Source organism: Microlunatus flavus (assembly GCF_900110855.1).
In the GTDB taxonomy this organism is placed as follows: domain Bacteria; phylum Actinomycetota; class Actinomycetes; order Propionibacteriales; family Propionibacteriaceae; genus Microlunatus; species Microlunatus flavus.
Window position 1 is genome coordinate 283,225 of sequence record NZ_FOFA01000006.1, and the last position, 13,713, is coordinate 296,937.

A 13,713-nucleotide genomic window follows, 5' to 3' on the forward strand; every position below is an offset into this window, starting at 1 on the left:
GGTCTCCTGGCGTCGTTCTCGGGGGAAGAGGGGTGGAGGCGAGCACCTGGCCTCGCGGACCTGGTTGCCGTGGGCCTGGGTGCCGTGGGCCTGGTTTCCTGAGCCTGACGTCGCAGGCCGGCCGATCAGAGGCCGAGAAGGGCGGTCGCGTCGCGGGTCAGGACAGTGACCGGTTCGGCCGTCAGCACGCTCAGCGCCGCCGCGTACCCGGGACGGAGCGTCAGGTCGTGCATGCTGACCTCGAGCCGGCGCCCGGGGTAGCCCAGCAGCCGGGGCGGCTGGTCGGCCTCGCTGACCCGCACCTGCTGGATCGGCACGAGCAGACCGTCCCCGGTGGCCTTGACCGCCGACTCCATCCGGCACCAGAGCTGCAGCGCGTGCTGGGGGTCGGTCGGCGGCCGCTCGGGACGGACGAGGGCCGCGAGGGCTGGATCCGCCGCCGTGCGGGCCTCGACGTCGAGACCGACGGGAACGGGCCGGCAGACGGCGACGGCGACCGTGCCCGCGCTGTGCGCGATCGACAGGTGCGCCCGTCTCGTGGTCAAGACGGGCTTGCCGTGGGCGCCGCCGCAGCGGGGGCAGGTGCGATCGAGCTCGACCTCGGCGACGGCGACGGCGAGCTCGTTCGCCGCACCGAGACGTGCCAAAGCGATTCCCAGCGTCAGCCTGTCGCGATCGTCCTGGCGACGCAGTCCGGCTCGGCGTCGCCGATCCACCTCGGTCAGCAGCTGGTCGTGACGAGGCCGCAGGTTCGCGAGGTCCGTGTGCCACACCGTGGCCTCCACCGGCGCGGTCGACGTGCTCGGGAGCCGCGTCGAGCCACCAGGCTGAGGCGGGCACCGGTCGTCCGGCCCGGGAGCGGGTGCCGTGGTCGACAGCGGTCGTCGTCCAGTCGTCAGGGGTGACGATCGGGCAAGGTCGGGGGCGTGCATGAAGGGTCTCTCGATCGGGGGTGTCCCCAGCCTCGGCGAGCACCGCGCCGCTCGACAGAGTGGCGACCACTCAAACTGGTCGTGGTCACGAGCCGGACATGGTCGCCCGGTGATCGGGTGGCGCCCACGTCCCTGGCTGCACCGAAGGTGGCGCCGATCAGCGTGGAGAAGCCTCCTCCGCTGCCTCGTACGCCTGCTCGAGGAGGGTGGCGCATGACGCACAGCGCCGGCTCGACCGCGTGACGAGGCGGGGCAGTACATCACCTGGATCGTCTACGACCACGCACCCTCGCCGGATCCCCACACATGACAGCCCCGCGTGATCGACCTCGTGGTCGGAGAGGTGCTGGACCGGTGCGTCACCTGCACGGCCCAAGCGCGGTCGAGCCGCAGGCCGAGCACGAACGGGTGAGGCGGAACGGCAGCGGACCCGGTGTCAGCGTCGGCGGACGCGCCGGCTGCTGCCGCGGAGGATCAACGTCGTGCTCATGATCAGCGTCTGGGGGGTGGCGGGCCCCAAGCCGCGGATTCGGCGCACCAGCAGCCGGGCGGCCTCGGCGCCGATCTCGTACGCCGGCTGGGCCACCACGGACAGCGGCGGGTCGACGACCGTCGTCCACACCGCGTCGTCGAAGCCGATGATCCCCACGTCGCGGCCGGGGCGCAGCCCGCGCCGCTGGACCTCTGTGAGGGCGCCGAGGGCGAGCATCGAGTCGACTGTCAGGAGCGAGTCCGGCGGGTCGTCGCCGTCGAAGAGCTCGCGGATGGCGGACACCCCGCCGTCGGTGTGGAACGGGACGTGCCGCACGGTCTCGGGCAGCCCGTGCCGGCGCACGACGTCCTCGTAGCCCTTGCGGCGCTGCTCGGTGGTGTCGGTGTCGGACGGGCGGGTGATGCACGCCGGGCGCTGCCAGCCCTCGCGGATCAGGTGCTCGGTGGCCATCACCGCCCCCTCGAACGAGGCACCCGTGATGAAGTCGGCCTCGCGGTCCAGCTGGCGGTCGACCACGACCAGCGGGATCCCGTTCGCCTCCAGGATCGAGGTGTCGGACACCGTCGAGCGCGGCGCCAGGATCACCCCCGCCACGCGCTCCTGGGCCGCGACCTGCAGGTAGCGGTCCTCCTTGGCCTGGTCCTCGTCGGTGTTGCACAGCAGCACCGAGTAGCCCGCCTCCTGGGCCCGGTCCTCGACCCCCCGCGCCACCGCGGTGTAGAAGGGGTTGTTGATGTCGGTGATGATCAGCGCCCAGACCCGGGTGCCCTGCCGGCGCAGGTTGCGCGCGACCGCGTTGGGTCGGTAGCCGAGCCGTTCGGCCGCCTCCCGCACGCGCTCGACCAGCACGGGGTCGACGCGGGCGTTGTTGTTCAGCGCGCGCGAGACCGTGGCGACCGACACCTGAGCCGCCTCCGCCACGTCGACGATCTTGACCACCGATGCCCCCTTCGTCGCCACGGCGCCGTCCGCGCCCGGACGGCGGCGGCCGAGGGGTGGCCCGCCGCCTCCGCCGCTCACGCGCGTGCAGCGGCCGGTGGCACGGTCCAGGCCGATCCCCCACCCAGACTTACCCCCTCGTACGGGTACGCGATGCCGTCCACCACCAGGCGGTCGAGCGGGAGCTCGCCGTGGACCACCGTCAGCGTGCCGAGCGAGGTATCCGCGCCACCCGGCTCCCAGGTGCCGAAGGCCGCCCCGGTGGACCAGAACGACCGTCCACGCCCGGGTCGGTCGCCGACGGTGAGGGTCGCGGTCGGCGCGGAGTAGCGGATGTCGTTCCAGGCGGCGAAGGCCGACCAGCTGGCCATCGCCCGTGCGTAGTGGCGCCCGCACTCCGCCTCGTCGAACGGGTTGCGGCGGGCTCCGTCGTAGCGGTCGCGCACGGCCCGCACGATCTCGAGGCCCTCCTCGACCGCGCCCACCTGCAGCAGGCCGGTCGCCGCGGTGTACTCGAAGCCGGTCATGACCTCGGTGAAGTACGGGAACGGCCTCGTCGGACGTCGCCCCGGGTCGTAGGTGCACATCAGCACGCCCGACTCCTCGCCGAGCACGAAGCTGCGCATGTGGTTCGCGTGGTGCGTGAAGCCGTGCCGGAAGTTGCGGCGGTGCACGGCGGCGAGCGCCGTGGCGACGTGGCCCGGGTCGAGCAGCGGGCCGAGGCCCACGACGTCGGCCGCGTACTGCCCCACCAGCTGGTCCACGAGGCAGCCGTCGGCCAGCTGCAGGTCGGGGTCCTCGGTGTCCGACGACCCCATGCTCCGGTGCCGCAGCCCCTCGGCGATCGTGCCGCCTGCCGGGACCGGCCGCACCTCGTGGCGGTAGTAGTCGCCGTTGAACAGGTGCTCGTCGAGCCAGCGCGACCCGGAGGTGAACAGGCGGCGGCACTCGTCGGCGAAGTCTTCCTCGCCCACCACCCGCGCCAGTTCCTCCGCGGCGCAGAGGGCCGCCAGGTACCACGAGCCCATCTGCGGGTTCGGGCCGTAGTACTCGACGTCCATCGTGTTGTGCTGGACGCCCTCCATCACGCCGTCCCGGTCCGCGTCCCACCCGCCCTCGACCCAGCAGAACTCCAGCGCGCGACGCGCGCCGGGCCAGAGCTCCTCGAGCAGCGCACGGTCACCGCCCAGCATCCAGTCGAGGTAGAGGTGGACGACGCAGGCCATCTGGCCGTCGGCCGCCGCCAGGCGCCAGCTCTGCGACTTCTCGGCCGGCAGCCCGGTGCGGAAGCTCATCAGGCCCCGCTCGTCGGTGCAGCGCAGGAACTGCGTCCGACGGAACGAGCGGGCCACGTCGGCGAACAGCAGCGACGTCGCGAACTCGTAGCCCCACACGTGGGTGCAGGTCCCGTAGCACGAGCCCTGCCGGTCGCCGACCCCCTCCCAGCCGTAGTACTCCCCCTCCGCGGTCTGGAAGACGGTCGGGCTGCGCAGCGTGCTCAGGTTGAACAGCGCGGCCTCACGGACCTCGGTGGGCGCGTCGGTCTCGACGACGGCACGGACGCTCGCCACCGTGGCCGCCTCGAGGTCGGCCAGGCGCGGCACGAGGTCGACGGCCGTGCGCCAGGGATCGGGGTGGGCCAGCGCGTACGCGTTCCCGACGACCTCGTCGCTGTACTCGCCCTGGTCGATGCCGCCGTGGTCCTCCGAGCGCCAGGCGCGCCGGTGCGGGAAGCACCAGGTGAGTAGGAACGTGACGTCCCTGGTTTCGCCGGGTGCGAGCAGCACCTCGCTGGCGAGGGAGGCCACCGGTCGATCGGCGGCGCCGGTGCGCTCGTCGAGCCGGCCGTCCTGCAGCAGGTCGTCCCAGAAGTCGAGCAGGCCGCCGCCCCAGCTGAGGTCGGCCCACGCGGTCCTGTGGCTGGGCGTGGTGGCGCCGTCGAGGACCAGGGCGATGGCTACCGACCCCGCCGCCTCGCTCCGCGCCGGCAGGTCCGGTGCCGTCATGACGATGCCGGCCAGACCGTCGGCGGTCCGGAGCTCGTTCGTGTTGCGCCCGGTGGCCGCCTCGGTGCCGTTGGCCCCGACGACGTTGGACATCGACGCGGCGACCGTGGCACGCACCGGCAGGGAGGAACGGTTGGTGAGCCGGTGGCGCAGCACCGCGACCGGGAGGCTGCTGGTCGCGACGTCGGTGAGGACGAACGGGTTGAACCCCTGCAGGACCACCTCGAGGGGGAAGTCGTCGTCGGACAGCCGGACCTGGCCCAAGGGGTAGGCGGCGTCGAAGCGACACCGGCGGAACCGCGGCAGTCCGTGGTGTGGGGTCGGCGAGCCGAACGCCCCCTCGTACGCGCTGGTGGGCAGCGGCCCCTCGACGGCCAGGGCTTGCGGCGCCTGCCCGTCGGCCTGGGCGCGGACGGCGAAGAACGCGGTGCCGGGCTGGAATCCCTTGGCCGGCCGGTTGCCGATCTCGAAGTCGCGGAGGTCTCCGCGTCCCCCGAGCCCCACGGTGCCGGTGCCGATTCCGCCGAGCGGGAGGGAGATGCGGTCCAGGTGGTCGGCGTCGTAGGACCGCAGCACGGGCCAGTCGGGAGCGGTCACGGGGTCTCCAGGATCGGGCGAGCGGGTGGAGGGGATGCCCGGAGCTGTGCGGCGGCCAGGCGGGCGTGCGGGAGCGGTCAGGAGGGTCGAGGGCCGGACCGGCTCGCGAGGCGGGCCCGGCTCCGGCGGGTGGCCGTGGCCAGGGCGCAGGCCCACACGAGCGCGAGCGGCGCGGGGAGCAGGAGCACCAGGGCGAAGCTGAGGTGCGCCGCGCCCCAGACCCCGAGCCCGAGCGCCGAGACCACGGCGAGCACCGGCACGAGGTCACGGGTCGCGACGTAGGAGCAGACCAGCCAGGTCCGCCTCGCCGGCTCACCCGTGCGCAGGACGTACGGCAGCGCCACCACCGCGACCACGGCGGTCGCGACGGTGACCGCCAGGCAGGCGCCGACCGACGCCAGCACCCAGGTCTGGTGGCTCACTCGCCACACGTGGAGGCCGATCAGCGCCAGCAGGGCGGCTGCAGTCGGCACCACGGTCACCCGCGCGGCCGTCGGCCAGCACCGGACGAGGTCGAGCAGCAGGTCGGCCACGCCGACGCGCTCCCCCTCGAGCAGCACCTCGCACCCACGGACCAGCACCGCGAGGGCGGGCAGCACCACGAGCCCGACCCCGAGCAGCGCGAGCCAGCCCCAGCCCGGGGGCAGCGACCGCAGGACGGCCCACGCGGCGGCGACCGGCACGGACCCGAGGAGCAGCACCGGGAGCTCCGACCACGCGGTGCGCAGGGCGCCCGGCCGCTGCCCCGACGCGCTGACCGGACCGACGGCGCTCACCCGCGGATCCCGACCGAGGCGACGCTCTCCACGAACGCGCGCTGGAAGACCAGGAAGACGATCAGCACCGGCGCCACGACCAGGGTGATGCCGGCGAACACGACGGCCGCCGGTCCCCCGCCCTGGCCCGCGGACAAGGAGACCAGGCCGATCGGCAGGGTCATGTTCTCCGGCGTGCTGAGGAAGATCAGCGGTCCGAAGTAGTTGTTCCAGGACGCCTCGAACCCCAGGATCGTCAGCGCCGAGAGCGCGGGCCCGGCCAGCGGCACGAGGATCTGAAACAGCACCCGGAAGTGCCCCGCGCCGTCGATCCTGGCCGCCTCGTCCAGGTCGCGCGGGATGGTGTTGAAGTACTGCCGCAGGAAGAAGATCGCGAAGACGTTGATCAGCGCCGGCAGCCACAGCGACGCGAGGTGGTCGATCAGCTGGAGCCGGCGCATGAGGATGAAGATCGGGATGACCGTCAGCTGGACGGGGACCATGAGGGCGGCGAGCAGCAGCACAAACAGCGGTTCGCGCCCCGGGAAGGGGAGGCGCGAGAACGCGTACGCCGCGAGCGAGGCGACCAGCAGCGAGCCGCCGACGCTGATCAGCGTCACGACGAGGCTGTTGAGGGCCATCCGGGCGATCGGGATGAGGTCGACCACGTCGCGGAAGTTCTGCAGGCTGAACGGGTGCGGGATCCAGGCCGGCGGCAGCTGGAAGGCCTCCGACGGCTCGATCAGACTCGTCGAGATCAGCCAGACCAGCGGGGCGAGCATGAGCACGCCCAGGACCAGCAGGAGCAGGCTCTTGACCAGCCGTCCGACGCGGAACGGCCGGCGCCGGTGCTCGGGCGCGGGGCGGGACGTGGTCGCAGGGGTCGTCGTCACGGTCGTCATGCGTTGTGCACCCACTTCCGCGAGCCCCAGAACTGGAGGATCGTGACGAGCATGATCACCGCGAACACCACCAGGGCGATCGTCGAGGCGTAGCCGATCTGGAAGGCCTGGAAGCCGGTCTGGTAGAGGTACATGACCGCGGTGACCGTCGAGTTGTCCGGCCCGCCCGCTGTGATGATCTGCACCGGGTCGAAGATCTGGAACGCGCCGATGAAGGTGATCACCGAGGCGAAGAACAGCGTCGGCGTCATCAGGGGCAGCGTGACGAAGACGAACGACTGCAGCCGGCTGGCCCCGTCGACCCGGGCCGCCTCGGTCATCTCGGCCGGGACGGTCTGCAGGCCGGCGAGCATGATCAGGAACGTGTAGCCGATGGTGTGCCAGAAGTCGACGCCGATGATCGACGGCAGGGCCCAGGCCGGGTCGGTGAACCAGCCCGGAGCGGTGATCCCGATCTTGCCGAGGTAGTAGCTGACGATTCCGAAGCTCGGGTCGAGCACGTACTTCCACAGCAGCGCGACGGCCGCCCACGAGATCAGGAACGGGAAGAACACCGCCACCCGCACGAAGTACGACAGGACGCGGTTCAGCCCGCGGTTCACCAGCACGGCGAGCAGCAGGCCGCCCACGAGGTGGGTCACCACCGAGGCGAAGGCGAAGACGAACGTGTTGCCGAGGGCTCGGACCAGGGTGGTGTCGGTGAGCAGCGTGCGGAAGTTCTTCAGCCCCACGAACTGCGCCGGGGTGAGCAGGTCGTAGGAGAACAGGCTCAGGGCCATCGCCGCGATGAACGGGCCGAGGATGAAGACGCAGAACAGCAGCACCGCCGGGCTGACGAAGAGCCACCCGGCCAGCGGTGCGCTGCGGCCGCCGGCCCGGTGCCGGCGAGCCCGGTGGGTCGTCTCCTCGAGCACGCGGGCCGGGGCGACCGTGCTCACGTCAGCAGGCTCTGCAGCTTGGTGGTGGCGTCGTTCAGCGCGGTCTGCGGGTCCTTGGTGCCGCTGATCCCCTGCAGCCACGCGTCCTCGATGACCGCCTGGATCTCCGCCCCGCGGTTGGGCGCCGGGATCGGGGTGGCCACCTTGAGCAGCTCGTAGAGCAGCTGGGTGTTCTTCGGCGCGTTCTGCAGGAACGAGGGTCCGGTCGCCACGGAGATCCGGGCGGGGACGGCGCCGCCGCCGACGACGGTCTGCTCGCCGAACTCCTGCGACATCAGGTAGCTGATCAGCGTCCAGGCGGCGTCCTTGTTCTTCGAGCCCTTCAGGATCGGCCAGGCGTCCCAGCCGACCGGCGAACCTGCCTTGGCCTTCATCGGCCACTTCACGAGCTCGACGCCGTCCACCGCCTTGAGCCGCACCAGATCGAGCGTGGGCCAACGGCCGCCGCCGAAGGAGGCGATCTTGCCCTGCGACAGCGCGGTCGGCGCGTCGAAGGTGCCGCCCGGCTTCGGTGCGAAGCCGTCCACGACGAGCGAGCGGGCGAAGGTCAGCGCCTCGACCGCGGCAGGGCTGTTGAACGTGATCTGCGTCCAGTCCTCGTTGAAGGTGCTGGCTCCGTTGTTGGTCAGCCACGGCATGACGTCCGTGAAGTAGCCCGACCCGACGCTGGTGAGGAACGCGCCCGTCTTGGACTTGATCGCCTCGCCGGCCGCCCGGAACTCGTCCCAGCTCCACGTGTCCGTCGGCGGCGTGACGCCGGCCGCGGAGAAGATCTTGTCGCTGACGTACAGCGCCATCGTGTTGTAGCCGCCGGGGATGTAGTACGTCTTCCCGTCGGGCGAGGCGTACTGCTTGAGCCAGCCCTGGATCTCCGGCGAGGTGTCCTTGTAGTACGCGTCGACCATCGCCTGGTCCTTGGCGATGTAAGGGTCCAGCGGCTCGAGGAGGCCCTTGGAGGCGAAGATCCGCTGGCCCTCGGTGGCGATCTGGACCACGTCGAGCGGCTGCCCGCCCGCGAGCCGGGTCGAGACGGTGTTGGCGAAGTCCGCCCAGGACTTGGCGGCGATGCCCTGGGCCTTGAGCGTGATCTCCGGGTGCTCGCTGCGGAACTTGGTGAACAGGGCCTCATAGCTCTTCTGCTGGTTGGCGTCGCCGTAGTAGACGAACGTCAGCGAGCCGCTCGGCTTGCCGCCACCCCCGCCGCCGCTCCCGCCTCCGGAGCCGGAGTCGCCGCCGCAGCCCGCGAGCGGGAGGCCGACCGCCGGGATCAGCGCTGCGCCGCCGAGGGACCTGAGGAAGCTCCGCCGGCCCAGGGACCGCCTGAGCGGGGACATTCCGGGAACTGCTCCACCTGCGTGACTCACCATCGAGGGCTCCTTCGCTCTGGATCTGGTTCGGGTCTGCCGTGCTGGCCGCGGAGGTGCTGCAGAGGTGGTCGGTGGGCTTCCGCGTGGCCCGGGACCGGGACGGACAGGGGCGCGGGGTCAGCCCGCGGGTGCGACGTCGAGCTCGACGCTCTGGCCGGCGCGGACGCGCGTGGCGCCCGCCAGCGCGAAGCGCGGGCCGTCGGGGTGCGTGACCTCGAGCTCGTCGAGGTCCACCTCGCCCCAGAGCAGGTGGAGACGGGCGCCGTGCCGGTCGAGCTCGACGCGGCCCCACCCGCCGGCGAGGCTGACGAAGAGCCGGCCGGAGCCGTCCGCGTGCAGGGCGGCAGCCCGGGGCGCGACGCGGAGGCTGCCGGAGCGGCCGTCCCAGCCCGTGCCACTGAGCGCCACCAGCACGCCGTAGCTGGCCATCGACCGCGCGTAGTGATTGCCGCACTCCGCCTCGTTCCACGGGTTGCGCCGGAGGCCGTCGTGCCGGTTCCGCACCGCACGGACGACCTCCAGTGCCTCGTCGACGAAGCCCTCGTAGACGAGGTGCGTGGCCACCTGGTACTCGATCCCGCTCCAGACCTCGTCGCTGTAGACGAAGGGGATCCTCGGGCGTCCCCCGTCGGGCCAGGTGCACAGCACGAGGCCCTGGTCGTCGTTCAGCGCGTACGTGCGCTGCACGCTGTGGTAGCGGCTGAAGTCGTGCCGGAAGTTGTGGCGGTGGATCGCCCGCACGGCGCTGCGCACGTGGTCGGCCGGCAGGACGTGCCCGAGGCCGGTCAGGTGCGCGAACGTCTGCCCGAGCAGCTGGTCGGACAGGCAGCCCAGCCCGTACTGGTAGCGGTGCGCGTCGACGTCGTCGGTGCGCTGGACGTAGAACTCGCCGTTCCACAGCAGCGCGTCGGTGCGTTCCGCGCCCAGGTCGGCCGCCTCGGACCACCGCTTGGCGGTGTCGGTGTCGTCCAGGTGCTCGGCCATGACGACGCCGGCGCGGAGCGCGGCCAGGAACATCGAGTTGCCCAGCGAGTTCGCGCCGTAGAACTCGATGTCGTAGGTGTTGTGCTGCTGGCTGTCGAGCACCATGTCGCCGTCGGCGTCCCAGGTGGTGAAGGCGTAGTCGAGCGCGCGCCGCGCGCCGGGCCACAGCTCGGCGAGGAAGTCGTCGTCACCGCTGAACAGCCACTCCCGGTAGAGCCGGACGACGGTCCCGAGCTGGCCGTCGACGGCGGCGTGGAACTCGTGCGGCTCGTTGCCGAAGACGGAGTTGCTGCGGAACCGCATCCGCCCGTCCGGCAGCGTCTCGTGCAGGAACTCGTTGCGCCGGGCGCTGCGCTCCAGCGACGGGAACAGGTGGGCGACCGTCTGGGCGTAGTTCCACACGTGGGTGCAGGTGCCCTCGCAGCTCCCGGCGTGCGCGAAGCTGCCCTCCCACGCCGCGAACTGGCCCTCGCTGGTGCCGTCGTCGAGCAGCAGGCAGGTGGTGCTGCGCAGGGCGACGAGCGTGGCCGAGACCGCGTCGACGACCTCGGGCGGCAGGGTCGAGCCGAAGAGGGCGTCGTGGAAGGCCCGGGTCGCCCCCTCCAGCGCGGGCAGCTCGTCGTGCAGGTAGGCGGCCACCGCCCAGGCGTCGGCGAACCGGGTCGCGTAGTGGTTGAGCATGGTCTCGCCGGCGTGCGGGGCGTCGCTCAGCCCGGCCATGCCCTGCCAGGCGTGCGGACGGTTCGGGGTGTGCCAGGCGAGGTAGAACTCGAAAGTGCGGGTCTCCCCCGGCCCGAGGTCGGCCACGATCCCGATGCTGCCGGTCCGCAGCCGGGGCAGCTCCTCGAGGTTGCCGTCGAGCGCGGACCCGCCGGGCAGGGTCTCCGGCTGGTCCTCCAGGCGCCCGTCCTGGACGAGGTCGTCCCAGAAGACCTGGATCCCGTCCGCCCAGAACCCGACCGGCCACTGCTCCGTGGACGTGGTCGACGCGTCGGCGGTCGCGAGGCACGCCGACCCGTGCAGCACGTGACCCTCGGGCAGGTCGGTGCCGAAGGACAGCCCGGTGAGCCCACCCTCGGTGCGCCGCCGGACCGACGGGTGCCCCTCGAAGACGGGTGACTCGAAGACGGTGTGGTCGACGATCCCGATCGGCGCCGACATGGAGCCGGCCACGGTCACCGCCACAGCGCTCGGACCCGGGTTGCGCACGACGTAGCGCAGCACCGCGGCCGGCAGGCTGGAGGCGTGCACGTCGAGGGGCACCAGGGGCGTGAACGCCTCCAGCTCGACCTCCACCGGCAGGTCGTCGTCGTCGAAGTCGACGGCGAGCAGCGGGTACTCCCCGCGCATCCGGCTGTCGCGCAGGCGCGGCAGGCCGCCGACCTTGCCGATGTGCAGCCCGGAGTCGCCCTCGTACGGCGGCCGGATCTGCGACTCTAGGACCCGGGTCACCGCGTCGCCGCCGGCCGGCTGGGCGCGGATGGCGAAGAACGTGTACGGCAGCCACGTGCCCTTGTCGGGGTGGTTCGCGATCTCCCAGTCCCGGAACTGGCCCCGCGCGCCCAAGGAGACGTTGCCGGTGCCGATCCCCCCGAGCGGGAAGGCGGCGACGCCGGCGTCTGCGCCCAGGCTCCGTGCCGTGTTCCAGGCGGGGGCGGTCGTCGGGTCTGCCGCAGCCATCGCGGTCTCCTCAGGGTGCGTGCCGGACGGGAGATGACGGGTGCGACGTCGTCCTCACCAGCTCGCTCGACGGCACCGTCGTGCTCGTCACGCTGCCAGTAATCGTTTACTCGGTCAAGGGCGAGATCAGATCTTTATCTGGTGCGAACCCTTGCGGTCGTGCGTCACGGTCGCTGTAATCGATTACGAGAAGCGCGGAGACCAGCTAGTCATCCGATGACTGGCAGGACCTCGCTGCCCCACCCCGCAACGGAGCGCCAATGTCCCTGCCGCCGACCGACGTCGCCCGCCTCCGATGCGTCCGCACCCGCTCGATCAGCCCCGAGAACCCGGACGGGGCGTCCGGGGGCGGGGGCCGCGCCACGGAAGGGACGGGCGCCGCGTGCGCCCGGGACCTGGGCCGCGGCTGGAAGGTCTCGCCGTCGGTCGTCGTCGAGCCCGGCGAGAGCCACGTGCTGGCCGAGATCGAGGGCACCGGCACGATCACGCACGTCTGGCTCACCACGCACCGCCGCCACTGGCGCACGCTCGCGCTGCGGGCCTGGTGGGACGGCTCGACCGAGCCGGCGGTCGAGGTGCCGGTCGGCGACTTCTTCGCCAGCGGCTGGGAGACCTTCGCGCAGGTGAGCTCGGCCATGGTGGCCTGTAACCCGCACGGGGGCTTCAACGCGTACTGGCCGATGCCCTTCCACGACGGCGCCCGGCTCACCCTCGAGAACCGCGGGACGGAGCCGGCGACCGTCTACTTCCAGATCACCTACGCCGTCGGACCGGACGTCGAGGAGGAGGCCCGGGCCTCCGGTGTCCTGCACGCCCAGTTCCGCCGCAGCAACCCCCTGCCCGAACGGACCACGCACGTCCTGCTGGACGGGGTCGAGGGACGCGGCCAGTACGTCGGGACCTACCTCGCCTGGGGCTCGAACAGCCCCGGCTGGTGGGGCGAGGGCGAGATGAAGTTCTACCTCGACGCGGACTCGGAGTTCCCCACCATCTGCGGCACCGGCACCGAGGACTACTTCGGCGGGGCGTGGAACTTCGACGTGCCCGGCGCGGGCTACACGCCGTACTCGACGCCCTACCTCGGGCTGCCGCAGGTGCTGCGTCCCGACGGGCTCTACCGCAGCCAGCAGCGCTTCGGGATGTACCGCTGGCACGTTCCCGACCCGATCCACTTCGACGAGCGGCTGCGGGTGGAGGTGCAGGCGCTCGGGTGGCAGTCAGGCGGGCGCTACCTGCCGCTGCGGGACGACATCGCCTCGACCGCGTTCTTCTACCTCGACCGACCGTCGACGAGCCGCCCGCCACTGCCCGACGTCGACGCCCTGGCCGTCTGATGGCCTCGGCGGCGAACCCGGATCAGGGCTCGCACCTCCACGGATGCGAGCCGCGCTCGGCGTAGACAGTGCTGGACCTGGGACCTGCTCGTTCCTTGCTGGCCCGGTGCGGATACGTCGCGCACGTGCGCCCACCCGCCGTCCTTCACGTCACCACCAGGGACATGCCGTCGATCACGCGGTTCCGCGATCCGGCGTCACCCTGTCGTCGACGTCGACCGCCAGGTCGAGCCGGGCGATGATCCAAGCCCCTGACGAAGCACCAGGCAGCCGGTCACCAAGGCAGTGCGCAACCCGAACGTTGCGCGAAGCTCCCGACCCTCGCCGGACAGCGGAGGTCTGCCCGTTGGAGACGAGGTCTACACGCCGCGCACGTCGGGCAGCCAAGAAGGACCGAATCAGAGAATCTGGCTTTCGTGCCGCGTTCGCGACGGTCGAGCTCAGCGCTGGCGGAGCTCGACTCCTTCCCGAGACCAGCGGCGCGGGCGGACGGTCCGAGACCCTCCCCCCGCGGACCGAGCCACACGCCTCCGACTCAGCGCAACTCTCGACGTAGGTGCATGACCGACCACCTCCACCACGGGATTGCGCCGACGGGTAGGCCCTGGCGGGGGCTGAGCGGCGACGCTCAGGAGGCCCAGCTCAGCCTGCTCGCATCGCCCGCTGCGGGCAGAACTCGTCAGAACGAGTCCACACACCTCTTGCATCTCGGTCGAGGATGGCTGGTGCCCCGGCGTGGTCGGGGTCCGCGCTGCTGTCGGGGTGGCTCGACCTTTTGCTGCCCGG

Annotated in this window: 9 protein-coding genes; 1 reads left to right on the forward strand and 8 read right to left on the reverse strand. The window is 71.9% G+C overall.

Annotated features, from left to right (window positions below):
• Positions 1 to 125 precede the first annotated feature (125 nt).
• The 8 genes from BMY04_RS22845 to BMY04_RS15185 form a co-directional block, all read right to left on the reverse strand.
• Positions 126 to 647 (reverse strand): 4'-phosphopantetheinyl transferase family protein, encoded by a 522-nt coding sequence (locus BMY04_RS22845; RefSeq protein WP_091182430.1) that lies wholly within the window; start codon positions 645 to 647, stop codon positions 126 to 128.
• Positions 648 to 1,368: 721 nt separating this feature from the next.
• The gene (locus tag BMY04_RS15155) at positions 1,369 to 2,385 is read right to left on the reverse strand and encodes a LacI family DNA-binding transcriptional regulator (RefSeq protein WP_232506418.1); all 1,017 of its coding nucleotides are present in this window, start codon (positions 2,383 to 2,385) and stop codon (positions 1,369 to 1,371) included.
• 56 nt (positions 2,386 to 2,441) lie between these two features.
• Entirely contained in the window at positions 2,442 to 4,967 is a 2,526-nt protein-coding gene (locus BMY04_RS15160; protein ID WP_139209884.1) for a GH116 family glycosyl-hydrolase, read from the reverse strand.
• Positions 4,968 to 5,044: 77 nt separating this feature from the next.
• Positions 5,045 to 5,743, reverse strand: a complete 699-nt coding sequence (locus BMY04_RS15165; RefSeq protein WP_091182436.1) for a hypothetical protein — start codon at positions 5,741 to 5,743, stop codon at positions 5,045 to 5,047.
• On the reverse strand, positions 5,740 to 6,624 hold the full coding sequence (locus BMY04_RS15170) for a carbohydrate ABC transporter permease (protein ID WP_091182438.1): 885 nt from the start codon (positions 6,622 to 6,624) through the stop codon (positions 5,740 to 5,742). The genes BMY04_RS15165 and BMY04_RS15170 overlap by 4 nt, the downstream gene beginning before the upstream one ends.
• Complete coding sequence (locus BMY04_RS15175; RefSeq protein WP_232506419.1) at positions 6,621 to 7,562, reverse strand: carbohydrate ABC transporter permease; 942 nt, start codon at positions 7,560 to 7,562, stop codon at positions 6,621 to 6,623. The genes BMY04_RS15170 and BMY04_RS15175 overlap by 4 nt, the downstream gene beginning before the upstream one ends.
• Positions 7,559 to 8,896, reverse strand: a complete 1,338-nt coding sequence (locus BMY04_RS15180) for an ABC transporter substrate-binding protein (protein ID WP_232506420.1) — start codon at positions 8,894 to 8,896, stop codon at positions 7,559 to 7,561. The genes BMY04_RS15175 and BMY04_RS15180 overlap by 4 nt, the downstream gene beginning before the upstream one ends.
• Before the next feature lie 150 nt (positions 8,897 to 9,046).
• Positions 9,047 to 11,593, reverse strand: coding sequence for a GH116 family glycosyl-hydrolase (locus tag BMY04_RS15185; RefSeq protein ID WP_091182440.1), 2,547 nt, complete (start codon positions 11,591 to 11,593; stop codon positions 9,047 to 9,049).
• 260 nt (positions 11,594 to 11,853) lie between these two features.
• On the opposite strand from BMY04_RS15185, the gene BMY04_RS15190 reads away from it, so the two are divergent.
• Entirely contained in the window at positions 11,854 to 12,927 is a 1,074-nt protein-coding gene (locus BMY04_RS15190) for a glycoside hydrolase family 172 protein (protein ID WP_091182443.1), read from the forward strand.
• The last annotated feature ends 786 nt before the right edge of the window (positions 12,928 to 13,713 follow it).

Bases quoted from the DNA above. Each gene is read 5' to 3' on its own strand.
- BMY04_RS15180 (WP_232506420.1), bottom strand. From the start codon at position 8,896: ATGTCCCCGCTCAGGCGGTCCCTGGGCCGGCGGAGCTTCCTCAGGTCC.
- BMY04_RS15185 (WP_091182440.1), bottom strand. From the start codon at position 11,593: ATGGCTGCGGCAGACCCGACGACCGCCCCCGCCTGGAACACGGCACGG.
- BMY04_RS15170 (WP_091182438.1), bottom strand. From the start codon at position 6,624: ATGACGACCGTGACGACGACCCCTGCGACCACGTCCCGCCCCGCGCCC.
- BMY04_RS15190 (WP_091182443.1), top strand. From the start codon at position 11,854: ATGTCCCTGCCGCCGACCGACGTCGCCCGCCTCCGATGCGTCCGCACC.